Origin of the sequence: Kineosporia rhizophila (genome assembly GCF_021277265.1) — a bacterium.
Classification (GTDB): domain Bacteria; phylum Actinomycetota; class Actinomycetes; order Actinomycetales; family Kineosporiaceae; genus Kineosporia; species Kineosporia rhizophila.
Genome location: NZ_JAJSOH010000007.1, coordinates 211,025 through 236,469 on the forward strand (window position 1 = coordinate 211,025; position 25,445 = coordinate 236,469).

At 72.0% G+C, this 25,445-nt stretch carries 21 protein-coding genes; 15 read left to right on the forward strand and 6 right to left on the reverse strand.

The window, feature by feature from the left end:
* The first annotated feature begins 2 nt into the window (after window positions 1–2).
* Genes LWF15_RS13345 through LWF15_RS13370 form a run of 6 tightly spaced genes read left to right on the forward strand, consistent with a single transcriptional unit; the run spans window position 3 to window position 8,877 of the window.
* Complete coding sequence (locus LWF15_RS13345; RefSeq protein WP_232810935.1) at window positions 3–1,112, forward strand: ABC transporter permease; 1,110 nt, start codon at window positions 3–5, stop codon at window positions 1,110–1,112.
* A complete protein-coding gene (locus tag LWF15_RS13350) occupies window positions 1,112–2,002 on the forward strand; it encodes an ABC transporter ATP-binding protein (RefSeq protein WP_232810938.1) in 891 nt (296 codons plus the stop codon). Before LWF15_RS13345 ends, LWF15_RS13350 begins: the two co-directional genes overlap by 1 nt.
* Window positions 1,999–2,892 (forward strand): ABC transporter ATP-binding protein, encoded by an 894-nt coding sequence (locus LWF15_RS13355; protein ID WP_232810939.1) that lies wholly within the window; start codon window positions 1,999–2,001, stop codon window positions 2,890–2,892. Before LWF15_RS13350 ends, LWF15_RS13355 begins: the two co-directional genes overlap by 4 nt.
* Window positions 2,889–4,901 carry a beta-galactosidase gene (locus LWF15_RS13360; RefSeq protein WP_232810940.1) on the forward strand — a complete coding sequence of 671 codons (2,013 nt, stop codon included), beginning with the start codon at window positions 2,889–2,891 and terminating at the stop codon, window positions 4,899–4,901. The genes LWF15_RS13355 and LWF15_RS13360 overlap by 4 nt, the downstream gene beginning before the upstream one ends.
* Window positions 4,898–7,501 carry a glycoside hydrolase family 2 protein gene (locus tag LWF15_RS13365; protein WP_232810942.1) on the forward strand — a complete coding sequence of 868 codons (2,604 nt, stop codon included), beginning with the start codon at window positions 4,898–4,900 and terminating at the stop codon, window positions 7,499–7,501. Before LWF15_RS13360 ends, LWF15_RS13365 begins: the two co-directional genes overlap by 4 nt.
* Entirely contained in the window at window positions 7,498–8,877 is a 1,380-nt protein-coding gene (locus LWF15_RS13370; protein WP_232810944.1) for a GH1 family beta-glucosidase, read from the forward strand. The genes LWF15_RS13365 and LWF15_RS13370 overlap by 4 nt, the downstream gene beginning before the upstream one ends.
* Here the strand turns inward: LWF15_RS13370 and LWF15_RS13375 are convergent.
* The gene (locus tag LWF15_RS13375; protein WP_232810945.1) at window positions 8,874–9,740 is read right to left on the reverse strand and encodes an aminoglycoside phosphotransferase family protein; all 867 of its coding nucleotides are present in this window, start codon (window positions 9,738–9,740) and stop codon (window positions 8,874–8,876) included. The genes LWF15_RS13370 and LWF15_RS13375 overlap by 4 nt on opposite strands.
* Before the next feature lie 61 nt (window positions 9,741–9,801).
* On the opposite strand from LWF15_RS13375, the gene LWF15_RS37490 reads away from it, so the two are divergent.
* On the forward strand, window positions 9,802–12,048 hold the full coding sequence (locus LWF15_RS37490) for a putative bifunctional diguanylate cyclase/phosphodiesterase (RefSeq protein ID WP_232810947.1): 2,247 nt from the start codon (window positions 9,802–9,804) through the stop codon (window positions 12,046–12,048).
* A 7-nt stretch (window positions 12,049–12,055) separates the two neighbouring features.
* On the opposite strand, the gene LWF15_RS13385 is transcribed toward LWF15_RS37490, so the two are convergent.
* The 3 genes from LWF15_RS13385 to LWF15_RS37495 all read right to left on the reverse strand — a co-directional run bounded on the left by LWF15_RS13385 (window position 12,056) and on the right by LWF15_RS37495 (window position 17,167).
* Window positions 12,056–13,864, reverse strand: a complete 1,809-nt coding sequence (locus LWF15_RS13385; RefSeq protein ID WP_232810949.1) for an ABC transporter ATP-binding protein — start codon at window positions 13,862–13,864, stop codon at window positions 12,056–12,058.
* On the reverse strand, window positions 13,861–15,672 hold the full coding sequence (locus LWF15_RS13390; RefSeq protein WP_232810950.1) for an ABC transporter ATP-binding protein: 1,812 nt from the start codon (window positions 15,670–15,672) through the stop codon (window positions 13,861–13,863). The genes LWF15_RS13385 and LWF15_RS13390 overlap by 4 nt, the downstream gene beginning before the upstream one ends.
* A 61-nt stretch (window positions 15,673–15,733) precedes the next feature.
* The gene (locus LWF15_RS37495; RefSeq protein ID WP_232810952.1) at window positions 15,734–17,167 is read right to left on the reverse strand and encodes a GGDEF domain-containing protein; all 1,434 of its coding nucleotides are present in this window, start codon (window positions 17,165–17,167) and stop codon (window positions 15,734–15,736) included.
* A 162-nt stretch (window positions 17,168–17,329) separates the two neighbouring features.
* Here LWF15_RS37495 and LWF15_RS13400 point away from each other — a divergent pair, with 162 nt between their 5' ends.
* From LWF15_RS13400 to LWF15_RS13410, 3 genes are all read left to right on the forward strand, one after another.
* Entirely contained in the window at window positions 17,330–17,734 is a 405-nt protein-coding gene (locus LWF15_RS13400) for an ankyrin repeat domain-containing protein (protein ID WP_232810954.1), read from the forward strand.
* Window positions 17,731–18,558 (forward strand): class I SAM-dependent methyltransferase, encoded by an 828-nt coding sequence (locus LWF15_RS13405; RefSeq protein ID WP_232810956.1) that lies wholly within the window; start codon window positions 17,731–17,733, stop codon window positions 18,556–18,558. The genes LWF15_RS13400 and LWF15_RS13405 overlap by 4 nt, the downstream gene beginning before the upstream one ends.
* Window positions 18,559–18,661: 103 nt before the next feature.
* The gene (locus LWF15_RS13410) at window positions 18,662–19,024 is read left to right on the forward strand and encodes a hypothetical protein (RefSeq protein WP_232810958.1); all 363 of its coding nucleotides are present in this window, start codon (window positions 18,662–18,664) and stop codon (window positions 19,022–19,024) included.
* Between the two features lie 3 nt (window positions 19,025–19,027).
* Here the strand turns inward: LWF15_RS13410 and LWF15_RS13415 are convergent, their stop codons facing one another.
* On the reverse strand, window positions 19,028–19,855 hold the full coding sequence (locus LWF15_RS13415; protein WP_232810960.1) for an alpha/beta hydrolase family protein: 828 nt from the start codon (window positions 19,853–19,855) through the stop codon (window positions 19,028–19,030).
* 180 nt (window positions 19,856–20,035) lie between these two features.
* Here LWF15_RS13415 and LWF15_RS13420 point away from each other — a divergent pair, with 180 nt between their 5' ends.
* Both LWF15_RS13420 and LWF15_RS13425 read left to right on the forward strand, forming a co-directional pair.
* Window positions 20,036–21,586, forward strand: a complete 1,551-nt coding sequence (locus LWF15_RS13420; RefSeq protein WP_232810962.1) for a GAF domain-containing protein — start codon at window positions 20,036–20,038, stop codon at window positions 21,584–21,586.
* Between the two features lie 86 nt (window positions 21,587–21,672).
* Window positions 21,673–22,317, forward strand: coding sequence for a carbonic anhydrase (locus LWF15_RS13425; protein ID WP_352396533.1), 645 nt, complete (start codon window positions 21,673–21,675; stop codon window positions 22,315–22,317).
* Here LWF15_RS13425 and LWF15_RS13430 read toward each other — a convergent pair.
* Window positions 22,295–23,710 (reverse strand): MFS transporter, encoded by a 1,416-nt coding sequence (locus LWF15_RS13430; RefSeq protein ID WP_232810966.1) that lies wholly within the window; start codon window positions 23,708–23,710, stop codon window positions 22,295–22,297. The genes LWF15_RS13425 and LWF15_RS13430 overlap by 23 nt on opposite strands.
* A 63-nt stretch (window positions 23,711–23,773) precedes the next feature.
* Here LWF15_RS13430 and LWF15_RS13435 point away from each other — a divergent pair, with 63 nt between their 5' ends.
* The 3 genes from LWF15_RS13435 to LWF15_RS13445 all read left to right on the forward strand — a co-directional run bounded on the left by LWF15_RS13435 (window position 23,774) and on the right by LWF15_RS13445 (window position 25,434).
* Window positions 23,774–24,400: a CGNR zinc finger domain-containing protein gene (locus tag LWF15_RS13435; protein ID WP_232810968.1), complete on the forward strand. Its 627-nt coding sequence runs from the start codon at window positions 23,774–23,776 to the stop codon at window positions 24,398–24,400.
* 109 nt (window positions 24,401–24,509) lie between these two features.
* Window positions 24,510–24,818 (forward strand): DUF6924 domain-containing protein, encoded by a 309-nt coding sequence (locus tag LWF15_RS13440; RefSeq protein ID WP_232810970.1) that lies wholly within the window; start codon window positions 24,510–24,512, stop codon window positions 24,816–24,818.
* Between the two features lie 34 nt (window positions 24,819–24,852).
* The gene (locus LWF15_RS13445; protein ID WP_232810971.1) at window positions 24,853–25,434 is read left to right on the forward strand and encodes a hypothetical protein; all 582 of its coding nucleotides are present in this window, start codon (window positions 24,853–24,855) and stop codon (window positions 25,432–25,434) included.
* The last annotated feature ends 11 nt before the right edge of the window (window positions 25,435–25,445 follow it).

Here is a 25,445-nt window from a genome sequence, read left to right on the forward strand (position 1 = left end):
GGATGAGTACCTCGCACTCCGAGACCCCGGCCTCCGCAGGAGTCCAGCCCCCGGCGCCGGCCGAGCAGGCCCGGCCCACCGGGGGTTCCACCACCGATGCGGCCCTGATCGTCCAGGAGACTCCCGCCGCGCCGGCCGCGGCCACCGGCCCGGGCGGGCCGCTGGCCTCGCCGCCGCCCACCCCGGCCGCCGTCCCGGCCGCCCAGCCCCGCCGTCGCGGCTGGCGGGCCCTGCTGCCGACGATGACCCCCTGGCTGGCGGTGGGCCTCGGACTGGTCGCCGCGATCAGCCTTTTCGGGTTGTTCGGCCCGTTCCTGGTCGGTGACCCGGACGCGATCAACAACATCGGCCTGTCCGGCCCGTCCGGCGACTTCCTCCTGGGCACCACCCAGACCGGTCAGGACGTGCTGGCCCAGCTGGCCTACGCCACCCGCGGCTCGCTGCAGATCGGGCTGCTGGTCGGGGTCCTGGCCACCGTGCTGTCGGCGTTCTTCGGCATCTACGGCGCCTATCTGGGCGGGTTCGCCGACGAGGCGTTCTCCCTGCTGTCCAACGTGTTCCTGGTCATCCCCGGCCTGCCGCTGGTGATCGTGATCTCCGGGTTCGTGCCGCCGGAGAGCCGGGGCCTGTGGACCATCGCCCTGGTGCTGGCCCTGACCAGCTGGGCCGCCTCGGCCCGGGTGCTGCGGGCGCAGACGCTCTCGGTGCGCAACCGCGACTACGTGGCGGCCGCGCAGCTGTCGGGGGAGCGGCCCTGGCGGGTGATCGGGGTGGAGATCCTGCCGAACCTGCTGCCGGTGCTGGCCTCGCAGTTCGTCTACGCGGTGATCGCCGCCATCCTGGGCGAGGCCGGCCTGTCGTTCCTCGGCCTGGGCGCCTCGAACTCCTCCACCCTGGGCACCATGTTGTTCTACGCCCAGAACGGTTTCGCGCTGCCGGTCGGCGCCTGGTGGTGGTTCGTGCCGCCGGGCCTGATCATCGCCCTGTTCGGGATGGGCCTGTCGCTGATCAACTTCTCGATCGACGAGATCATCGACCCCCGGCTGAAGAACGCCCGCACCGCCCGGAAGCGGGCCCGCAAGGCGGCCGCCCGGCTCAGGAAGGAAGCCTGATGACGATCACTGCCGACCAGGCGGCCGCGAAGGCGACCGACCGGCGTCCGGTTCTCACCGTCACCGACCTGACCGTCGTCTACGAGACCGAGCAGCCGGTCACCGCGGTCCGTTCCGCCTCGCTGCAGCTGGGCCGGGGCGAGATCCTCGGCCTGGCCGGCGAGTCCGGCTGCGGCAAGACCACCCTGGCCTACGCGATCAACCGGCTGCACCAGCCGCCGGCCCGGATCGCCGGGGGCTCGGTGGTCTTCCACGACCGCGACGGCGGCGACATCGACCTGCTGGCCCTGCAGAACGAGGAGCTGCGCCAGTTCCGCTGGTCGCAGTTGTCGATGGTGTTCCAGGGGGCGATGAACTCGCTGAACCCGGTGCGCACGATCGGCTACCAGCTCGACGACACGCTGAAGGCGCACGATTCCAAGATGTCGAAGGCCCGGCGCCGCGAGCGCTCGGCCGAGGTGCTCACCCGGGTCGGGGTCGACCCGGTGCGGCTGCGCTCCTACCCGCACGAGCTGTCCGGCGGTATGCGGCAGCGGGTGATGATCGCGATGGCCATGCTGCTGCAGCCGCAGATCATGATCATGGATGAGCCGACCACCGCCCTGGACGTGGTGGTGCAGCGCGAGATCCTGCGCGAGATCGTCCGGCTGCGCGACGAACTCGACTTCGCCGTCGTCTTCATCACCCACGACCTGCCGCTGCTGCTGGAGATCGCCGACCGGATCGCGGTGATGTACCGCGGTGAGATCGTCGAGCTGGACACCGCCGAGCAGGTGCACAAGGGCGCGCAGCACCCCTACACGCGCAAGCTCCTCGGCTCCTTCCCGAGCCTGACCGGTGAGCGCAGCGACTTCGTCCGGATGGGCCGCACCGAGGAGGGCGCCGCGTGAGCAGCGTGCACGTCACCGACCTGACCAAGGACTACCTGATCCGCGACGGTCTGCGCCGGCGCCGGCTGCGGGCGGTCAACAACGTGAGTTTCGACCTGACGCCGGGGCGCACGGTGGCCCTGGTGGGCGAGTCCGGCTCCGGGAAGTCGACCATCGCCAAGCTTCTCAACAAGCTGGAGAGCCCGACGTCGGGCCGGATCGAGGTGCGTACCGACGACGGGAACCTGGTCGAGGGTTCGGCCTACCGCCGCGAGGTGCAGATGGTCTTCCAGGACCCGTTCGCCTCGCTGAACCCGTTCCACTCGGTCGCCCATCACATCGCCCGCCCGTTGCGCCTGCACCGCCGCACGAAAGGCGCTGCGGCCACGCACAACGAGGTTCTGGCCATGCTCGAGCGGGTCAACCTCACCCCGGCCGAGGACATGGCCGAGCGCCGGCCGCACGAGCTGTCCGGCGGTCAGCGCCAGCGGGTGGCCATCGCCCGGGCCCTGGCTCCGGGGGCGCAGGTGCTGATCGCCGACGAACCGGTTTCCATGCTGGACGTCTCGATCCGGCTGGGCGTGCTGAACCTGCTGGGCCGGCTGCAGCGTGAAAGCCAGCTCGCCGTGCTGTACATCACCCACGACCTGGCCACCGCCCGGCACTTCTCCGACGAGATCCTGGTGCTGCACCACGGCCGGGTGGTGGAACGCGGTCCGTCCGACGCGGTCATCCTCGACCCGCACCACGACTACACCAAGCTGCTCGCCCTGTCCGCCCCCGACCCCAACCGGGTGGGCGGGGTGGTGCGCTCCACCGCCCCCGACCGCGACTCGATCGACGACTCGGTGGGCTACGACCACCATCTGGGCGAATGGGTGCCCACCGGCACCCAGGAGGCGGCCGCATGAATCTGGCCGAAGGGCTGGTCTACGGGGGTGACTACAACCCCGAGCAGTGGACGCGCCAGACCTGGCTCGAGGACGTGGAGCTCATGCGCGAGGCCGGGGTCAACCTGGTCACGCTCGGGGTGTTCTCCTGGGGGCTGATCGAGACGGCCGACGGTGTGTTCGACTTCGGCTGGCTCGACGAGATCGTCGGGCTGCTGCACGAGAACGGCATCGGGATCAACCTGGCCACCCCGACCGCGTCACCGCCGAGCTGGCTGCACACCGCCCACCCGGAGATCCTGCCGCGCCTGGCCGACCTCTACCAGGAGCCACCCGGCGGGCGCAACGCCTGGTGCCCGAGCTCACCGGTGTTCCGCTTCTACGCCCTGCGCATCGCCGAGCAGCTGGCCCAGCGCTACGGCCGGCACCCGGCGGTGCGGCTGTGGCATGTGGGTAACGAGCTGGGTGGCGGCAATGCCCGCTGCTACTGCGACGTCTCGGCCCAGGCCTTCCGGGAGTGGCTGGCCGAGCGGTACGGCACCGTCGAGGCGGTGAACCAGGCGTGGGGAAGCGCCTTCTGGGGTCACCGGTTCGGCGAGTGGGCTGAAATTCTGCCCCCGCGCGGCAAGCACGGCGCACCCAACCCGGGCCTGTTCCTCGACTACGAGCGCTACTCCTCCGATGCCCTGCTGAAGCACTACCAGGCCGAACGTCAGGTGGTGCAGCAGTTCTCGGACCGTCCGGTCACCACGAACCTGATGGTCGGGCCGGGCGCCCAGATCGTCGACTACGCCCGCTGGGCCCCGCACACCGACATCGTCGCCAACGACCACTACACCCTGGTCGACGACCCGGACCGGGCGATCGAGCTGGCCTGCGCGGGCGACCGGATGCGCGGGATGTCGGCCGGGCGCCGGCCCTGGCTGCTGATGGAGCACTCCACCGGCGGGCCGAGCTGGCAGCAGCGCAACCGGGCCAAGGATCCGGGGGAGATCGCCCGTAACGCCCTGGCCCACGTGGCGCGGGGTTCGGACGGGGCGATGTTCTTCCAGTGGCGGGCCTCCACCGCCGGGGCCGAGCAGTTCCACTCGGCGATGCTGCCGCACAGCGGGAAGCGTTCGCGTATCTGGCGGGAGGTGGTCGAGCTCGGTGGGCACCTGAGGGCGCTGGGCGAGGTGGCCGGCTCGCCGGTGGAGCCGGCCCGGGCGGCGATGGTGGTGGACGACGAGTCGGGCTGGTACCTGCAGCACGGCCTGAAGCCGCACCGGGGGCTGCGTTACGGGCGGGAGCTGCGGGCCTGGCACAAGGCGCTGTGGCAGCGTCAGGTGCTGCTCGACCTGGTTCCGCCGCACGCCGAGCTGGACGGGTACGACCTGGTGCTGGCGCCCACGCTGATGCTGGTCGAGGACGAGGTGGCCGAACACCTTTCGGCGGTGCCCGCGCGGGGCGGCACGCTGCTGGTCACCTACCTCTCGGGCATCTGTGAACCGACCGGGCGGGTGCGTACCGGTGGCTACCCGGGCGCCTTCCGCGACGTCCTGGGCGCCTGGACCGACGAGTTCTACCCCCTCCAGAGCGACGAACACGTGCTTTTGGACGACGGTGGTCTCGTTCGGGACTGGACGGAGCGGGTGTTTCTGGACGGGGCCGAGACGGTGCTCAGTTACACCACGAGTTCGCTGGCGGGTGGCCCGGCCGTGACCCGGAGAGCGGTGGGCTCCGGAGCGGCCTGGTACGTGTCGGCCGCCCTGCCGGAGAGCAGCATCGAGACGATCGTCGACCGGCTGATCGACGAGACCGGGCTGCCGCGCACCGTTGTGGCGCCGCCGGGTCTGGAGGCCGTGCGCCGCATCGGCCCGGAGGCGTCGTACCTGTTCCTGATCAACCACCGGGACGACGCGGTAGACGTCGAGGCCGCCGGGGTGGACCTGCTGACCGACGAGAAGGTCGGCCCGACTGCGACCGTGCCCGCCGGGGGAGTGCTGGTCGTGCGCGAGAACCAAACCATCACGCCTGGGAGGGCTTTGTGAAGCACGAGAGTGTGACCGCCGGCTGGACGGTCACCGCGACGGCCGGCTCGGTGCCGGTGACCGCCCAGGGAACCTTCGCTGCAACGGTGCCCGGAAGCGTCCATACGGATCTGCTGGCCGTCGGCGCCATCGACGACCCGTACGACGACGCCAACGAGAGCGCTCTGGAGTGGTTCCACCGCACCGACTGGCGTTACGCCACCACGATCACCCCGGCCCAGGCCGCCCCGGCGGCGCCGGGTGAGCGGGTGGACCTGGTGTTCGAGGGCGTGGACACGGTCGCCGCGATCCGGCTGGGCGAGACGCTGCTGGGCGAGACCGCGAACATGCACCGCGGTTACCGGTTCGACGTCACCGACCTTCTCGCCGGCTCCGAGCTGCCGTTGACGGTGGACCTCACCTCGGCCACCACCTGGGCCGAGGCCCTGCGCGACCGGCTCGGCGACCGGCCCGGCGCCTACTCGCCGCGCCCGTTCAACTTCGTTCGCAAGATGGCCTGTTCGTTCGGCTGGGACTGGGGTCCCGACCTGCGTACCGTCGGGCTGTGGAAGCCGGTGCGGATCGAGCGCTGGACCACCGCCCGGCTGGCCCAGGTACGTCCTCTGGTCGGGGTGGCTGCCGACGGCGCCGGAACCGCTGCCGTACATGTAAACATCGAGCGCTCCGGCCGAGAGTCCGCCACTCCCGTGCAGATTCGCGCCTCGGTTCTGGGAGTCGAAGGCACGGCGATCATTCCGGCCGACGAGGACGGCGCGGTGCTCACCCTGCGCGTGCCCGACGCCCCGCTGTGGTGGCCGGTCGGGCACGGCGAGCAGCCGCTGGCCGAGCTGAGCGTGGAACTGCGCCACGAAGAACAGCTTCTGGACGGGTGGAGTCGCCGGATCGGTTTCCGCACCGTCGAGATCGACACCGGCGACGACGAGCACGGCAGCAAGTTCACGATCGTGGTCAACGGCCGGCCGATCGAGGTGCGGGGGGCGAACTGGATCCCCGACGACCACTTCCTCACCCGGATCACCCGCGAGCGGCTCGGGCGCCGGTTCGACCAGGCGCTCGGGGCGAACCTGAACCTGTTGCGGGTCTGGGGCGGCGGCATCTACGAGTCCGACGACTTCTACGAACTGGCCGACGAGCGCGGCCTTCTGGTCTGGCAGGACTTCCTGCTGGCCTGCGCCGCCTACGCCGAGGAGGAGCCGCTGCGCTCCGAGTTCGAGGCCGAGGCCCGCGAGAACGTGGTGCGGTTGATGACGCACCCCTCGCTGGTGCTGTGGAACGGCGGCAACGAGAACCTCTGGGGCCACGAGGACTGGGGCTGGAAGGAGCGGCTGGGCGAGCTCACCTGGGGTCAGGAGTACGCCGAGAAGCTGTTTGCCGACATCGTCGCCGAACTCGACCCCACTCGTCCCTACTCGGCCAACAGCCCGTTCACGCCCCGGCGCACGCCCGAGCAGGCGCACCCCAACGACGCCGACCGCGGCACCCACCACCAGTGGGACGTGTGGAACCGGATCGACTGGAGCGCCTACAGCAACGAGATCCCGCGGTTCTGCTCGGAGTTCGGCTTCCAGGGCCCGCCGGCCTGGCGCACGCTGACCGATCACGTGCACGCGGCCGACGGCGGTCCGCTGACCGCGCTCGAGGAGCCCTGCGCCGACCCGGTCTTCCTGATCCACCAGAAGGCCGACGACGGCACCGGCAAGCTCGACCGCGGCATGGAGCCGCACACCGGTGTGCCCCGCGACTTCGAGGACTGGCACTGGGCGGCCCAGCTCAACCAGGCCCGGGCCGTGCGCCACGCCGTGCAGCACTACCGCTCCTGGTGGCCCCGTACCGCGGGCTGGATCGTCTGGCAGCTGAACGACTGCTGGCCGGTGGTCTCCTGGGCCCTGGTCGACCACGCCGAGCGTCCCAAGCCGGTCTGGTTCGCCCTGCGCCGCGCCTCGGCTCCGCGGGCCCTGTACCTGGCCCCGCGAGACGGTGTGCTCAGCCTGGTCGCGGTCAACGACACCGACGAGATCTGGGGTGCCACCGCTGAGGTGCGCCGCGAGACCTTCGCCGGTGAGCGCTACGCCGAGTCCTCCCCGGCGCTCGAGGTGCCCGCCCGGTCGGTCCAGGTCGTGCCGCTGGAGGCCGACCTGAGCACGGCCAAGGACGCGTCCGCCGAGGTGCTGGTGGCCGAGTCCGACGGGCTGAGGGCCGTGCACACCTTCGCCGAAGACGTTGCCCTGCAGCTGGACCCGGCTCCGCTGGAGGCAACGGTGGAGAAGACCGAGGGGGGCTACCGGCTCGACGTGCGGGCCCGCAGCTTCGCCGCCGACGTCACGGTGCACCCCGACCGCCTGGCGCCCGACGCCACGGTGGACGACGGCGTGGTCAGCCTGCCCGCCGGCGCCCAGGTCAGCTTCTTCGTCAGCACCACGGCCGAGCTCGACCCGGCCGAGCTGACCAGCGCCCGAGTGCTGCGTTCGGCCAACGACCTTCGCGCGGTGGGCGTCCGGCCGGCCGCGCCGATCCGGCCGAGCGGCAACCCCGCGACCGACCCGACTGCTGCACCAGCGACACCAGCTACCCCGACCGATGCTGTTCAGGAGAACTCATGACCCGGAACTTTCCCGCCGACTTCCTCTGGGGTGCCGCGACTTCGTCGTACCAGATCGAGGGGGCGGTCGACGCGGACGGCCGCGGGCCGTCCATCTGGGACACGTTCTCCCGCGTGCCCGGCGCCGTGGTGAACGGTGAGAACGGCGACGTCGCGATCGACCACTACAACCGCCTCGCCGACGACGTGAAGCTGATGGCCGGCCTGGGGCTGAACGCCTACCGGTTCTCGGTGGCCTGGCCCCGCATCCAGCCGACCGGCTCGGGCCCGGCCAACCAGGCCGGTCTGGACTTCTACAAGCGCCTGACCGACCAGCTGCTCGACGCCGGGATCGCCCCGGCGCTCACGCTCTACCACTGGGACCTGCCGCAGCCGCTGCAGGACGCCGGGGGCTGGCCGAACCGCGACACCGCCTACCGTTTCGCCGAGTACTCCGGGCTGGTGGCCGAGGCCCTGGGCGACCGGATCGACCTCTGGATCACCCTGAACGAGACCTGGTGCGCGGCCTACCTCGGCTACCTCTCGGGTGAGCACGCCCCCGGCATCAAGGACCCGGCCCAGGCCCTGGCCTCGGTGCACACCCTCAACCTGGCCCACGGCCTGGGCGCGGCCGCGATCCGCGAGAAGGCCGGCAGCCAGGCGAAGGTCGCCATCTCGCACAACCTCCAGGTGAACAAGGCGTACACCGACGCGCCCGAAGACGTCGCCGTGAAGCACAAGCTCGACCTGGTCAACAACGAGATCCTGCTCGGCCCGCAGCTCGACGGCGCCTACCCCGAGGGCCTGTTCGAGGCCACGGCCGCGTTCACCGACTGGTCGTTCGTGCAGGACGGCGACCTGGAGATCATCAGCGCCCCGCTCGACGCGCTCGGCCTGAACTACTACTCCACCGCCACCGTGCGGGCCGGGAACGACCCGGACCGCGACCCGTTCCAGCCCACCCTGGTCGACGGCGTGATGCGGGTGCGGCCGGAGGGCGAGTACACCGAGATGGGCTGGCTGGTCGACCCGCAGGGCCTGACCGACCTGCTGCTGGAGATCCACCAGCGCCGGCCCGGCCTGCCGCTGTACATCACCGAGAACGGGGCGGCGATCGACGACGTGGTCAGCGCGGACGGTGCGGTGCACGACGAGCGCCGCACGGCGTACCTGCACTCCCACCTCGAGGCGGTGGGCCGGGCCCTGGACGCGGGGGCGAACGTGCGCGGCTACTTCGCCTGGTCGCTGATGGACAACTTCGAGTGGTCCTACGGCTACGGCAAGCGTTTCGGGCTGGTGCACGTCGACTACGACACGCAGGTGCGCACGGTGAAGGACTCCGGCCAGTGGTACAGCCAGGTGGTCAAGAGCGGTGAGTTGCCCCCGCTGGAGGGCTAGGGCGCCAGTTCGGCGGCGACCGGGCGCAGGGCCGGTTGTTCGGCTGCTTCGTGCACGCAGCGGGCGAACAACCAGGTCTGTACCCGGTCGGCGTCGAGCCCGGCCAACCCGGCCACCCGGCGGACCAGTTCGCGGGGGTCGGTGAACAGCCGTTCGCAGTTGAGCAGGTGCTGCAGCACGTCGTAGCAGGGGTCGCCCCGGTACGGCTTGGGGTCGATCACCAGCCACGGCCGGCGTTGCGCGGCCAGCACGTTGCCGGCGTGCAGGTCGGTGCACAGCAAGACGGATTCGACGGGTTCGGCGGGCAACTGGCGGAAAAGGGCCAGACCGTCCCGGACCAGTCCGGCGTCGAGCAGGCCCGGCGTCCGGGCGAACTTGGCCTCGCTGCCGGCGGTCCAGGCCTGGCACATCTGGCTCAAAGGCCGGAACTCGTGCTCGCCGGTGGGCATCTGCCACAGCTGCCGCAGCACCCCGGTCAGCACCTCGTCCTGCTCGGGCTCGGGCAGTTCCCGTAGCGGGGTGCCCGGGTCGCAGCGTTCGAGCAGGAGCGCGGTGGTGGTGGCCGAGGTGTCGTGTGCAAACACGCGCACCGCCCCACGGCCCGCCCAGGCACCCAGGGCCGCGGCCTCGTCCTCTGCTTCGTAGTGCCGCCAGCTGACCTTCAGCACCAGCGCCCGGTCGTTCTGGTCACTGGCCGGCGCGACCCACGAGTTCGCCCCACCCGGCTGGTAGGGCTCGCCCAGCCGCAGGTCCCACCGGGCCGCGTAGCCGGCCACCACCGACGGCAGGTCCAGGGCCCAGGCCCGGAACTTCTCGTCAGCGTTGGCAGCGGTCTTCAGCAGTTCTTCCGGCAGCGTGACCATCCGCCCATTGTGGACGAGTGCCACGGCTCAAGAAGGCCGCTGCGGCGGCCGACTCAGAAGGGTGACCTCGGGCCCCGTTGCATCCCGCACGGGCGCGGCGTGGCTGCTCCTGGCCCTCACCCTGGCCACCGCCGTCGTGCTGGCCCTGCAGCCGCAGCTGCGTTCGGTGGCGACCGTGACCGCGGGGGTGCTGTCGGTCGGCGCGATCCTGCTCGGGGTGGCCTGGCACCGTCCGAAGGCCCTGGCCTGGCCCTTCCTGGCCCTGATGATCGCGGCCTGGACGGTGAGCGCGGTCCTGGTCTACGCGCAGGGACGCATCGAGACACCGGCGGTGGCGCTGGTGTGGTTCGGTCAGGCCATTGCCGCCGCGGTCACCGTGCACGCGGTGGTGACCGGGGAGAAGCAGACCGGGCGGTCGTCGACGGCGTGGCTGGACGGGGTCCTGATCGCCACGGTGGGCCTGCTGGTGGGCGTGCAGATCGTGGCGGCGGAGACGATCGGGAGCACGAACTGGACCACGGTGGTGGTGGCCAGCGTCGACGTCGCGCTGATGAGCATGCTGGTGCGGTTCGCGGTGTCGCGCCGGGTGATGGGCCCGGCCAGTCTGCTGGTGCTGGCGGCCGCGTTCGTCGCGATCGTCTACGACCTGAGCTCGGCCGTGCAGGGGCGGCGGGTGGCCCTGCCCGGGGAGACCAGCCAGATCCTGGCGGTCGTGTTCATGCTCATGTTCGGGGCGGCCGCGCTCCACCCGTCGATGGTGGACGCGTTCGGCTCAGGTACGTTCGCCCGCCGCCGACGTCCTTCGACGGCTCTTCTGGGTCTGCTGCCGCTCGTGCTGGTGCCCTCGGGCGTGGCCTGGGTGGCGGACGCCAGCGGGGCGGAGAATCTGCCGCCGTGGATGGTGCCGGGGGCCGGGGCGGTGATCGCGGGACTGTGCCTGCTGCGCGGCAGTGATGCGCTGCGCTCCAGCGAGTACCTGGCCGAGCACGATCCGCTGACCGATCTGGCCAACCGGCGCGGGCTGGCCCGGGCGTTCGAGGAGACGCCGGCCGGCCGCGACCTGAGCCTGCTGCTGATCGACATCGACGAGTTCAAGCAGGTCAACGACACCCACGGGCACGACGTAGGGGATGCGCTGCTGCTGCAGCTGCGCGACCGGCTGGTGCGGGCCACCGGCAGCTCGGGTCTGGCCGCCCGGCTGGGCGGGGACGAGTTCGTGGTGCTGGCGCCGGCCTCCGAGGCGGCCGGGGTGGCCGAGCGGTTCCTGAACTCGCTGCAGGACCCGGTGGTGGTCGAGGGTCTGGTGCTGCGCACCGGAGCCAGCGTCGGTATCGCCGAGGCGAGCGAGGACATGCCCCTGGCCGAGCTGCTCACCCACGCCGACGTGGCGATGTACGCGGCCAAGGCCGCCGGTGGTTCCCGGGCCATGGTGTTCCATCCGCAGATGCGGATCGAGGTGGCCCGGTGCTTCACCCTGAGCAGCCAGATCCGCCAGCTGCTGGGCAACGACAACCCCGATGTGGGACGGCTGGAGATCAAGTACCAGCCGCTGGTGGACCTGCGCACGGGGGAGATGGTCGGTGGTGAGGCGCTGGTGCGCTGGCAGCACCCCGACCACGGGCTGCTGGCTCCGGACGCCTTCCTGGGGCTGGTGAACAGCAACAACCTGGACGCCGAACTCGACGCCGCGGTGCTGCACGACGTGCTCACCCAGCTGGCCCGCTGGCGCGATCAGGGGCTGCCGATCCTGCCGATCAGCGTGAACCTGACCCGCGACAGCCTGGAGGACCCGCGCCTGGCCGACCGGGTGCTGGCCGCCCTGTCGGCGCTCGGCCTGCCCACCAGCGCGCTGCGCCTGGAGATCACCGAGCACGACCAGCTCTCGGCGGAGACCCCGGCCCAGCACACGCTGGCGGTGCTCGACGCCGCCGGGGTGCTGGTCTACCTGGACGACTACGGCACCGGCTACACCTCGCTGGACTACCTGCACCGCTTCCCGGTGCACATGCTCAAGCTCGACCGCTCGGTGGTGACCTCGCTGGACAGCGGTCAGGTGCAGCTGGTGGCCGCGGTCAGCGCGATGGCGGCCACCCTGGACCTGGAGATCCTGGCCGAGGGCATCGAGACCCCCGATCAGCGGGACCAGTTGCTGGAGCTGGGTATTCACTACGGCCAGGGGTACCTGTTCTCGCGCCCGCTGACCGCCGGACAGTACGCCCAGACCGTGCTCGGGCCCGCCGAGAGGCCGGGGGAAGGACCCACGGTGCCGGGCCCCCGGGCGGCGCGCACCCCGGAGAGCTCACACTGAGTTCGGCCTAGGTGTTCAGCCGCCAGTTGGCTGCCCGCTCACGTTCGCTCCACAACCGCCGGTACATCCCCGGCCGGCTCAGCAGGTGCTCGTGGCGGCCGCGCTGGGCGATCCGGCCGGAGTCGAGCACCAGGATCTGGTCCGCGTCGCGGATCGTGCTCAGCCGGTGCGCCACCACCAGAACCGTTCGCCCGGCGGTCAGTTCACCGAGCGCAGCCTGGATCGCCTGCTCGTTCAGGGGGTCCAGGGCGGAGGTGGGCTCGTCCAGCAGCACCACCGGCGCGTTCTTGAGGATGGCCCGGGCGATCGACAGACGCTGACGTTCGCCGCCGGAAAGGGTCTGCCCGCCTTCGCCGATCCGGGTGGCGTAGCCGTCGGGCAGGGCGCTGACGAAGTCGTGGCAGCGGGCCGCCCGGGCCGCCGCCTGAACCTCCTCGTCGGTGGCCTCGGGCCGGCCCAGGGCGATGTTGTCGCGGATGGTGCCCTGGAACAGGTACACGTCCTGGAACACCACGGTGACCGCGTCGAACAGCTGGTCCTGGGTGAGGTCGGTCAGCGGTACGCCGCCCAGGCGCACGGTGCCGGCGTCCGGGTCGTGGAACCGCGCGGCCAGGGCCAGCAGCGTGGACTTCCCGGCGCCGGAGGGCCCGACCAGGGCCGTGGTGGTGCCGGGAGCGGCGGCGAAATCGATGTCGCTGAGCACCGGCTGGTCGGCGCGGTAGCCGAAACGCACCTTTTCGAAGGTCAGTTCGTGACCCACCGGCCAGGCCGTCTCGCGGGCGGGAAAAGACTGCGGGGCCAGGGATCGCAGCCGGGCGATGCGCTGCAGCGAGGCATCGGTCAGCCGGAGGGCCTCGGCCTCCACGGCCACCTGCACCAGCGGGGTGTACACGCGCAGCACCACGACCAGGAAGACCACGGCGGTGAAGGCGTCCACCTGACCGCCGAGCAAGCCGTACCCGCACCCGGCGACGACCAGCGGCACGCCCAGGAACACCACCCCGATCGAGACGTAGGCCAGCGGGGTGATCCTCACCGCGAGCGCGTCGTTGACCGCGCGCATCCGGGCCACCGCCTCGCGGTACCAGATCAGCCGGGGCCCGACCTGGTGGAAGGAGCGGGCGGTGGCGATGCCCTGGACGTACTCGACGATCCGGCCGTTGGCCTCGGCCAGGGTGTCGGCGCGGCTCAGCGACTGCTCGGCGAAGGCGCGGTTGACCAGGACGAACACCGGGGCGGCGGCGACGATGCTGAGCGCCGTCACCCCGGCCAGCAGGGGGTCGACCACGGCCAGCCCGGCCAGGGTGGCCACCGGCAGGGCGGCCCCGCCGACCAGGTTCATCAGGCCGGCGTGGGCGAACAGGGCGATCTGCTCGTGGTCGGCGCCCAGCACCGCGCTGATGTCGCCCGAGCCACGGGCGGCCACCGTGCCGACCGGTAGTCGCTCCACGTGGCGCAGGGCGTCGATGCGGCCCTCGCCGACCGCGTGGAAGGTGCTCACCCAGGCCAGGTGGTTGGCCCCGAACCAGAGCAGGTACTGCCCGGCCACGGCGGCGACCACCACCGCGCTCGCGCCGAGTGCGTCGTTCTGGGTGAGGTTTTCGGTGCGGATCTGCTCGACGCTCCAGGCGATCACCGCCACCGGCACACCCATGCAGGCGGCGGCCAGGGCGCGCAGGACGACCGCCAGAACCAATGGACGCCGGCGGTCACCGAAGACGGACCAGAGGGCCCGGATCGGGGAGACTCCGGGCGCCTCGGCAGTCTCTGGCGTGGGGGAGATGTGGCGGTGCTCGTGGGTGCCGAGGGCGCTCATCGGGCCTGCTCCTGGAGTTCGGCCGAGGGCAGGTCGGGCCCGCCTTCGAAGGCGGTCCAGAGGCGGGCGTAGAGCCCGTCGGCGGCGAGGAGTTCGCTGTGCCGGCCGCGCTCGGCGATCCGGCCCTGGTCGAGCACCAGGATCTGGTCGGCGCCGACCACGGTGGAGAGCCGGTGCGCGACCACGATCAGGGTGCGCCCGCGCACCAGGCTGGACAGGGCGTCCTGCAGGGCGGCCTCGTTCTCCGGGTCGACGTAGGCGGTGGCCTCGTCGAGCACGATGATCGGGGCGTTCTTCAGCAGGGCCCGGGCGATCGACAGGCGCTGCTGCTCACCGCCGGACAGCCGGGCCCCGCGGGTGCCGATGCGGGTGTGGTAGCCCTCGGGCAGGGCGCTGACGAACTCGTGGGCGCGGGCCGCGCGGGCGGCGGCGTGCAGTTCCTCGGTGGTGGCGTCGGGGCGGGCCAGGCGCAGGTTGGCCTCGATCGTGTCGTCGAACAGGAAGGTGTCCTGCAGGACGAAGGCGACCTGCGACATCAGCTGCCGGAAAAGCATCCGGTGCACGTCCACCCCGCCGACCTCCACGCGTCCTTCGTCCACGTCCCAGAAGCGGCAGATCAGCGAGGCCAGGGTGGACTTGCCGGCGCCGGAGGGGCCGACGACCGCGGTCATCGTTCCCGGAAGGGCGCGGAACGAGACGCCGGAGAGCGCCGGGTGCGCGCGGCCGTCCAGGTCGGTGTGGGCGAAGTGGACGTCGTGCATCTGCACCGAGGGCTCGCCCAGGTCGGCGTCCTGCTCCGGCTGCGGCAGCACCGGCGTGCGGCCCAGGTCGACGATCTGGGCGGCGCCCAGGCCGAGCCGGCCCAGCTGGGTGGTCAGCTGCATGAGCTTCATCAGCGACGAGGTGTAGCCGAGCCCGACCACCAGGAAGAACAGCAGGTCGGCAGTGCCCAGGCGGCCGCCCTGCCACAGCAGCAGCCCGGCCGGCAGGATCACCACCACGTTGCTGGCCAGCAACGTGTAGAAGAGCGTGTAGGTGGGCACCAGCCGGCGTCCCCACTCGGCCTGGAATCCGGTGGCGGCCCGGATCGCGGCAGATGTCTCGGCGAACGGGTCGGCGTCGTCGCCGCGTCGGTGGAAGGTCCGGATCACCGGCAGACCCCGCACGAACTCGACCATCGAGCCGTTCATGGTGGCCATCGCGGCGCCGTAGTCCTGGGTCTGCTCGGCCCCCAGGGCAGCGCCGCGCAGCATCAGCGGCAGGGAGACGACCACCACCGACAGGGAGACCAGGCCCATCCGCCAGTCCACCCACAGCAGCCAGGCCGTGGTGCCGAACAGGACGCCGGCGGTGGAGATCAGGTCGGGTACGGCGTGGGCGAGGTAGGACTCCAGCCGTTCCACGTCGTCGTTGAGGATGCGCTGGATCTCCCCGGAGCGGCGGCGGGTGAGATGCCCCAGGGGCACCTGTCCCAGCCGCTCGCCGATCTTCAGGCGCAGGTGCTCCAGGGTGGCGAAGGCGGCCCGGTGGGAGGTCCAGGTCGACGCACCCAGCAACCCGGCCATCCCGACGACACCGACCAAGGCGAGTACCCCGTCCAAAAGCACTGCTCTGGAGTCGGTGGTGCCGGCGACCACGGCCTCGAGCGCGTGGTAGACGGCCCAGTAGGGCACCAGCTGGCAGAGCGTGCCGGCCAGCGCGAGTGCCGCCGAGGCGAGGAAGTAGCGGCGGCCGTGGCGGGCCAGGGGCCACATCAGCCGCAGCCCCTCCAGCGGGGTGGGGGTGCGGATCGGCGGGCTCGAGGTCACCCGCCGCACCTTATTGCCAAAGGTTGGCAAGTAAGCACTCCGGGGCGGGCTACACCCCCTCTCAGACCCGTCGGACCTGCCCCCGGCCGCCGGTTTTGGCGGCGTACATGGCTGTATCGGCGCGTTTGATCTCCTGCTCGGGGTCGGCGCCCTGCGGGGCCAGGACCACGCCGATGCTGGCGCCCACCCCGACCCGGTTGCCGTCGATGTCGATCGGGCGGCTGACCGTGGCCAGGATGCGGGCCGCGATGTCGTCGGCCTGGTCGTCGCTGGCACCCGGCAGGATCACCGCGAACTCGTCGCCGCCGAGCCGGGCGACCACGTCCCCGGAGCGCACCACCGCGACGATCCGCTGGGCTACGGTGCGCAGCACCGCGTCGCCGCTCTCGTGGCCGAGGGTGTCGTTGATCGCCTTGAAGCCGTCCAGGTCGACGTACAGCAGGGCGGTCGGTCCGGGGCGGTCGGTGAGGTTCTTCTCCCAGTGGTTGTGGAAGAGCCGGCGGTTGGCCAGACCGGTGAGCTGGTCGGTGTTGGCCTGCGACTGGGCCGTCTGCAGCAGTTCGCCCAGCTGCCCCACCACTCCCTGCAGCCGGGCCAGGACCAGCAGGTACAGGGCGATGCAGCCGAAGGCGATCAGTGGGGCGTCGATCGGGCCGCCGCGCAGCCACTCGATCAGCAGGACCAGCGGCGCCATCAGGCTGGCGGCGGCCAGGCCGTAGAGGCGGCGACGGCCGATCACCGAGACCCGGGCGGGCTCGGCGGACTGGGAGATCGCGGGCATGGAGGGGTGCAGGGCGGCGGCCGCCAGGAGCACGTGATTGGCCATCCAGCCGACGTCCAGCGGGCTGCCGGACAGGTAGATGCCCTCCAGTTCCATGAACGTGTAGAGGACGTCGGTGACCAGCAGGCAGGCGACCCCGCCGACCAGCAGGCGGTAGGCGGTCGAGCGGTCGCCGGCGGTGATGGTCAGGCGCACCAGCACGGCCAGCGCCAGCAGGTCCAGCACGGGGTAGGCCAGCGAGACGACCTGGGCGAACAGGGACAGGGAGTCGTCGGCGGAGGGAGCGATCAGGTAGAGCCAGAACAGCATGCCGGCGCCGATCGACAGGACGGCGGCGTCGAGCATGCCGGGGCGGTCCCAGCCGGTGTGCCGGGCCATCGTGAAGCCGATCAGGGCGGCGATGATGGCCAGGTTGGAGGGCACGAACAGGGCGTCGGCGATCGAGGGGAACACGTCCTCCTCGAACCAGACCGTCTGCACCCAGTACACGACGTCACCGGCTGCGAACAGGCCCACCCGGGCGGCCAGCAGGTACCAGGGCCAGCGCACCGACGGCCGGTGGCGGTGCACGCCGACGACGATCGCGACGAACGCGGAGGTGTGCAGCAGGGTGGAGTAGACGGCCTGCACCACCGGCCAGGGGATGAGCAGGTAGACGAGCGCGGCCACGGCGCAGATCGCCGTGTACCGCTGCCACCCCCGTGACTCTGGCACCGCACGCTCCCCCCGGGTTCCTGTGCCTGCCCATCGGCCGGTCGGGGGCCGAGGTGTAGTGCGTAGGCCGGATCGGGTGGCCCGGTGCCGGTGCGAACTTCCGGCGATTGGCTACGGTCGGTCCGGACGGGGACGGCCCGTCATCGCGACGGAGGTGAGCCCGTGACATCGGTAGGCAGCGCCCTGACCGAGGCCGAGCTGGAGTTCCTGCAGGCGACCTTCGACCTGGCCCGCAGCGGCGACACCGGCGCCCTGGGCGAGCGGCTGGCGGCCGGAGTGCCGGTGAACCTGACCAACGGCTCGGGCGACACCCTGCTGATCCTGGCTGCCTACTACAAGCAGCCGGCGACGGTGGAGCTGTTGCTGGAGCGTGGGGCCGACCCGGCTCGGGTCAACGACCGGGGTCAGACCGCGCTGGGCGCAGCCACGTTCCGCCGCGAAGTGGCGATCGTGCAGACGCTGCTCGCGGCGGGGGCCGACCCGCATGCCGGGGATCCCTCGGCGGTGCAGATCGCCGAGTTCTTCGACCTGCCGGACATGGCCGAACTCCTGGGCTCGCAGTCGTGACCGTCGAGGCCTTCCGGGCGGTGGTGGCGGCCCAGGGCGGGAGCCTGCTCGGCCCCGCCCTGACCCGTTACCTCGAGAGCGGTGCACAGGGCGGGGTTTACGCCACCCCGGCGGGCTTCGAGGCCTTCATCTCCGGCGGCGGCAACCTCCCGCTCTACGAGAAGACCAGTGCCGCTCTGGCCGGGCTGTACGAGCAGCACCGGCCGGATTCGCTGGTGGACATCGGCTGCGGCAACGGCCGGGCCCTGCTCCCGGCGCTGCAGCAGTCCTGGCACCGGCCCTCCCGGCTGGACCTGGTGGAACCCTCGGCGGCCCTGCTGGAGCAGGTGCTGCCGCAGGTGCCCGCCGCAGTGGAGGTGCACACCCACCCCAGTTCGCTCCAGGCCGCGCTCGCCGGCCTTCCCGAGGGTGTGCGGTGGTCGCTGGCCGAGTCCACGTTCGCCCTGCACACGCTGCCTCCAGACGAACGTTCGGAGGCCCTGGCCCGGCTCCGCACCCGCGTGGACCGCCTGGCCATCGTCGAGTTCGACGTGCCGGACGAGGTTCCTGGTGGCCCGGAGCAGCTGACCCGCCTGGCCCGCACCTACGAACAGGGCCTGGCCGAGTACGTGCACGACGCCGAGCAGTTCGACCTGGTGGCCCAGGGCTTCCTGATGCCTGTGCTGGTGGGGCAGCTGCGTCCGGGCGCGCCGCGGGTCACCTGGGAACAGAGCAGCGGACGCTGGCAGGAGCAGGTCTCGGCGGCCGGCTTCCGGGACGTGCAGGTGCGTGCGCTGTACGACTACTGGTCGGCTCCGGCGTTCCTGCTCACCGGGGTCGCCTGAGGGGTGGGCCGGGGGCCGCCGTGGACACTCGCGTCCCGAAGGCCCCGATCTGGCTAGCATGCCCCGGGACAGGACGGATGTCTCTCACGACGATGGGCGATCGATGGACCGCGCTTGGCAGATCGAGCAGGAGTTCTGGGAGAACTCGGCGAACGGTGACGTGCGGGGGTGGTTCGCCAAGTACATGGCGTCGGACGGGTTCATCGTGCTGCCGAACCGGGTGGCCTCCCGCGACGACCTGATCAGCGGCTGGAAGGACCGTCCGGCCATCCGCACCTGGACGCTCTCGGAGCCCGCCTTCACCCTGATGGAGGGCGGCAACCTGGTGATCCACTACGAGGTCGGCCTGGACGCCGAGTGGCTGCCCGGCTACCAGGCCTTCGTGACCTCGGTCTACATGCTGGGCCTGGACGAGTGGGCGCTGATCTGCCGCACCCACACGCCGCGCGGGCCCTTCCCGTTCTGAGACCTATCCGGGGAGTCCGGTGACGAACGTGGCCAGCCGGGCCGCGATGGTCGCGTCGGGGGCGGTGTGGAACTCGCCCTCGAGCAGTTCGAACGATCCCTGCGCGGCGGCCTCGGCCACTGCCGCGGCGGGCCTGCGCAGGAACGGCGGGCTGCCGGTGCTGGCCAGGGCCAGGAGGGGCACGCCGATCCGGCCGATCAGCTCGGTCGGCAACGACTGGTCGTCACCGCCGAGGCAGTGTCCGTCGTAGGCGAGGGTGGGGGCCACGGCGGCGAAGCGCGCCCACATCGGGCCGGCCCGGAACTCCGCGACGGTCTCCTGGGGCAGGCCCACGGCCTTGAGCTGGAAGTACTCGAAGGCGCCGTCGTTGTCGCCGGCCGCGGTGAGGCGCTCCAGCGTGGTGGTGTAGTCCGCGGGCAGGGGCGGTGAGTCGGCCAGCCGGTAGGGCGGCTCGAAGGGGGCCACACCGCTGACCGGAGCACCCGCCGCCGTTGCCTGCAGGGCCAGCGCGGCCCCGGAGGAGAAGCCCGCCAGCACCGCGCGGCCGCCCGGGCGCACCGCCTCGATGACCGCCTCGATGTCCTCCACCTCACGCTGCACGGCGTAGGGCGCGGTGTCGGTGCTGTCGCCGCGGCCCCGCCGGTCGTAGACCACGCCCAGGCAGCCCTCGGCGGCCAGGGCCTGGGCCAGGCCGGTGCCGTCGAGCCGCTGCGCGCTGGCGCCGCCGATCACGACCACCACCGGCCCCTCGGCACTTTCGGGTGCGTACACGTCGAAGGCGGTGGTGGTGCCGTCGGCCGACTTCGTGGTCTGCGGGGGACGGGAGGCCACGGGAATCTCATACATGCCGGCTTTGACCGGGCCGGGGGCCAGAACTCATCGCTCTGCGCGCAGTGACGTGACCTCCCGAACGGCGGGCAACCGTCCGGGGGAAGACGTCACTCTTCGCTAACACGTGGGCTGCGGCCGCCGAAGGGTCGGGCAGTGCAGGCCGACGAGGTGGAGTGATCGATGTTCGGACGACGGAACCAGCCGGACCTGGCCGTGCGGGACCAGGTGGCCGCCGCTCACGCCGACGTGGTCGCAGTGACCGACGTGGTGGCCAAGCTCGGCCGGGCCACCAGCATCGAGCAGGCGGTGAAGGCGTCGCTGGAGTCGGTGCGTGAGCACTTCGGCTGGGCCTACGGCTCCTACTGGGAGCGAGACCGGGGACAGGACGTGCTGCGGTTCGGGGTCGACAGCGGTGACGTCGGCCCGGAGTTCCGGGCGGTGACCCTGGAGGCCACCTTCGCCGAGGGGGTGGGCCTCTCCGGCCGCGCCTGGCGGCAGCGCGACCTGGTCTTCGTCGAGGACATCGGCTCGGTGACCGACTGCGTGCGGGCCCCGGTCGCGACCCGGCAGGGCGTGCGCAGCGGGATCTGCTTCCCGATCCTGGAGCAGGGCGAGGTGATCGGGACCATGGACTTCTTCACCACCGAGGTCCTGACCCTCTCCGCCGACCGGATGGCGGTGCTGCGGGCGATCGGCGTCCTGGTCTCCTCGGCGCTGGAGCGGCTGCACGAGACGGTCCGGCAGGAGAAGGCCGCGCAGGACGTGGACGCGGTCTCCACCGTGATCCGCGAACTGACCACGGCCGGCAGCGAGGACGAGGCGCTGCGGCTGGCGATGGAGACGATCCGGCGCGACTTCGACTGGCAGTACGGCTCGTTCTGGCGGCTGGACGAGGCGGCCGGGGCGCTGCGCTTCGCCGAGGAGTCCGGCGACGTGAACCCGGAGTTCCGCGAGGTGACCCTCTCGGCGTCGTTCGCCCGGGGCGTCGGCCTGTCCGGGCGGGCCTGGGCCCGCAACGACCTGGTGTTCGTGGAGGACCTGGGCGAGCTGACCGACTGCGTGCGCCGCCCGGCCGCCCAGCGGGCCGGGGTGAAGTCGGGGGTGTGCCTGCCGATCACCGTGAACGGGCGCTTCGTCGGCACCATCGACTTCTTCGCCACCCGCACCCTGGTGATGTCCCGCAGCCGCGAGTCGGCGCTGCGCAACACCGCTTTCCTGATCGGCCAGGCCCTGGAGCGTCTGGGCTCCCGGGCGGCGTTGCGCCAGGCCGGGGAACAGCTGATGGACTCGATCGGCGAGGTCGAGCGCAACGTCACCTCCGCCGCGGACGTGGCCTCCCGCGGGGGCCGGCTCAGCGCGGAGGCCAACGCCCAGGTCGCCGCGCTCGGCGAGGCCAGCTCGGAGATCAACAAGGTGGTCCAGGACATCCAGACGATCGCCGCCCAGACCAAGCTGCTGGCCCTCAACGCGACCATCGAGGCGGCCCGGGCCGGGGAGTCGGGCAAGGGCTTCGCGGTGGTCGCCGAGGAGGTCAAGCAGCTGTCCGGGCAGACCGAGCGGGCCACCACCGACGTCAGCGACCGGGTGAACGCGATCCAGAGCCGGGTCGAGGCGGTCACCGGTTCGCTGGCCGGCATCCAGCACGCGGTCGACGAGATCAACCAGACCCAGCAGCTGATCCAGGGCGTGCTGGCCGACCAGGCCGGCGTCACCCGCGCCGTCCTCGGCTGAGGCAACCCGTGTTCACCGACACCGAAAGAAGCACCGTGAGCAATCTTTTCGGCCTTTCCCTGCCGTCCCGCTTCACCCTCAAGGGGATCCCCGGCCAGCGCAAGCCGGCCCCGAGCCGCTCCGGCGAGGCCTGGACCCGCCTGCAGGAGGGCAACCGGCGCTGGTCCAGCGGCCGCAGCAGTGCCGCGGCGGGGCGCGACGCGCACCGCCGGGCCGAGCTCGTCGACGGGCAGACGCCGTTCGCCGCCGTGCTCAGCTGCTCCGACTCCCGGGTGCCCCCGGAGATCCTGTTCGACCAGGGCCTGGGCGACCTGTTCGTGATCCGGACGGCCGGGCACGCGGTCGACGACGCCGTGCTGGGCTCGCTGGAGTACGCCGTCGCGGTGCTCGGCGTGGACCTGGTCCTGGTGCTCGGCCACGAGAAGTGCGGGGCGATCAAGGCGGCCGCCCAGACGCTGGAGACCGGCGCCGTGCCCGGCGGCTACATCCGCGAGGTCGTGGCCCGGTTGACCGTCGACATGGCCCACGGCCAGAACGCCGGCCTGGTGGGCCTGGACGAGCTGACCCAGTGGCACGCCGACTCCACCAGTCAGCTGCTGAAGCAGCGCTCGCAGATCCTCGGCGACGCGGTGCAGCAGAAGGGGCTTGGCGTGCTGGCCGCGACCTACGAGCTCGGCACCGGGCGGGTCCTGCCGGTGCGGGCCAACCTCACCACCGGCGTCCCGAGCTGATCGTTCCTCCGGTCGCGGCGACCGGCGCGGGTGCGGACCGGGCCGGGATGAGCAGGCAGGCGGCCGCCCCGGCCAGGGTGATCAGCAGGGTGCCGGCGAAACCCAGCCGGTAGCCGGTCATGCTGCCCGCCGGGGCGGAGACCGCCAAGGGGGTCAGCACCGCGAGCCCGAGCGCGGTGCCCAGCTGAGCGGTGGAGTTCAGGACGCCCGAGGCGGCTCCGCGCGTCTTCGGGTCAGCTGCCTCGGTGCCGGTGTGGGTGGAGGCGACCGAGGCGACGCCCAGCCCCACCCCCATCAGCGCGAAAACCAGCAGTACGGGCACGATCGGCCGACCGCCACCCGGTAGCGCTGTGGCTCCGGCGGTGCCCGCCGCCAGGGCGGCGAATCCGGCCAGGGCCGTGAGCCGGGCTCCCAGACGCAGGACCAGCGGCGGGCCACCCAGCGACCCTGCGATCACGGCCACGTTGAAGACGGGGAACAGCAGGGCGGCCTGACCGGGGGAGAGGCCGAGCACCCGCTGCACGTAGAGGGTGGCCAGGAACATGGCCGGTGACGTCGAGGCGGTCAGGGCGACGGCGGTGAGGTTGGCGCCCGCGGTGCCGGGAGAGCGCAGCAGGCCCGGTGGGATCAGGGGATCCTTCGCCCGGCGCAGGTGGCGGGCGAACAGGGCCAGCACGGCCGTGCCCGCCAGCACCGGGGCCCCGGCGGTGAGGTGGAGGGGGCCGTGCTCGCCGGTCTGGGCCAGCCCCCAGCCCAGAAGGCCCAGCCCGGTCGCGATCAGGACGGCGCCCGGTGCGTCGAGGGCCCGGTCCCGCACCCGGGATCCGGCCGGCACCCGGCCCAGGCCCAGCAGCACCACGGCCGCCACCGCGGCGACCGCCCCGAAAACCGCGCGCCAGCCCAGGTATTCGGTCAGTACCCCGCCGAGCACCCACCCGCTGGCCCCGCCTCCGGCGGCGGCCGCCGTCCACCACCCCACGGCCCGCCGCCGCGCCGCTCCCGGCCCGCTGACCTGGGTGAGCAGCGACAGTGCGGCCGGCGAGAGCAGGGCCGAGCCGATGCCCTGCACGATCCGGGCGGCGATGAGCACGGCCGGCGACCAGGCGAGCGCGCAGGCCACCGAGGCCAGGGCGAACAGGGCGGTGCCGAGCCCGAACAGGCGCCGGGGGCCGAGCAGGTCGGCCACCCGCCCGCCGGGCACCAGCAGGCCGCCCAGCACCAGGGCGTAGGCGGTGGACACCCAGGGCAGGGCGGCGGGGGAGAAGCCCAGGTCGGCGCCGATGGCGGGCAGGGCGGTGGTGACGATGGTGACGTCGAGAACCACGGCGAACTGGGCCGCGCACACCACCGCGACGGCCGCGCCGCGATGATCAGCCCTGGTGTTACCACTCAACGGCCTCATACCGGTAACTGAACCATGGCCCGGCCCGAGGCTCAACCGGTAAAGTCGCGTTTGATGGAAACCGCAGCTGAGAATCCCCGGCGAGCACCCCGTCCTCTGGTTGTCGTGGGTGGGCACCCGGCCGTCGACCTGGTGAACACGGTGGACCGGCCCGACGGCCACCCGCCGTACGACCATCTGGCCACGTATCCCGAGCTCCTCGACTGGTCCCGGCGGGTGGGCGTGCTGAGCCAGGCCGAGACGGACGCTCTGCTCGGGTCGGTCTCCCCGTCGGCGGCCCAGCGGGCGGTGCAGCGCGTTCAGGAACTGCGCGAGGTGCTGATCGAGACCTTCACCGCGGTCACCGCCGGGGCTCCCGTCGGGTCCTGGCCGCAGCTGCAGCCCTACGTGGTCGAGGCCATCGAGCACGCCGAGCTGCACGGGCACGGGCTGCGGTGGCCCGCCGAGGCGGCGCAGGCCATGCTCTGGCCGCTCGCGCACGGGGCGTTCGTGCTGCTCACCGCTGACCCGGCGGACCTGGAGCGGCTCAAGCACTGCGGTGCCTGCCACTGGGTCTTCATCGACCGCAGCCGCAACGGCAGCCGCCGCTGGTGCTCGATGGGCGACTGCGGCAATGCCGTGAAGTCACGCCGCTACGTGGAGCGCCGGGCGGCCCGACGGGCTCAGGGCCGGTCCGGCTGAGAGCCCGCTGAGAGCCGCCGCGAGAATTGTGCGACCTTTTCCGCCGGTCCGGACATCTAAGGAGCGCAAGCATCGATGACCAGACCTGTGGTTGTAGGAGTCCCCGCACATGCCTGAACCGGAAATCCCCGGCCCGATCCTGATCCGCACCGACTACTCCCGGCCCCAGCGGTGGGAGGACCTGTGCGGCGTGCTCCTGCAGCCGGAGCCCGGCGGTGCCGCGGTCGACGTGTCGGTGGTCGACGACCCCTGCTGGGAGGACGCCACCCACGAGGAGATCGTCACCCTGGCGGCGGCCCATCCGCTGATCCTGGTCGCCGACGAGGTGGCGCTGGACACCGCGGCCCTGCGCCCGCTGCTGCTGCGCCCGCGCCGCGAGCGCACCGCCGCCCAGCCGCTGTGGCGCTACCTCGACTGAGGCCGGGTTCGCCCGGGGATGCCAGGATGACGCGGTGACTGTGAAGACCTCGTCCTATCTGCCGGCCGCGTCGTGGATCACCGAGGCCGAGGAGGACTGGACCCAGCTGGCCGGTTTCGGCCCGGCCGGCCTGCCCGGGTACGTGCGGGTGCGGATCCTGCCCGACCCCGAGCGGCCGTTCCAGAGCGAGAACGACGTGAGCCCGTCGCCGGAGGCGCTCGGCGACGGTGAGCAGATGCGGCTGGTGGTACAGATCCTGGCCGCTCACACCGGCACCCCGGAAGAAGCCTTCTTCTGCCTGTGGGACGGCTGGGACACACCCATCCCCGGCTTCAAGCCGATGGTGCGCATCCCGCACCGGGCGTACTACCTGTTCGAGGGCCCGCTGCGGGAGGTCGGGCAGTGGCAGCTGCCCGCAACGTCGCAGACGCCGGAGTCGGATCTGGTGCCGGCCTTCGTCTGGCCGGCCGACCGGGCCTGGTGCGTGGCCAAGGACGTGGACCAGCACTGGATCGGGGTGGGGGCGGGCGAGGCCGCCCTGCAGGACCTCCTGGCCGAGCCCCGGCTCGACGTGGTCAAGGCCGACCCGGCCGAACAGCAGCCGTTCTACCTGTAGAGCGGCTGCTG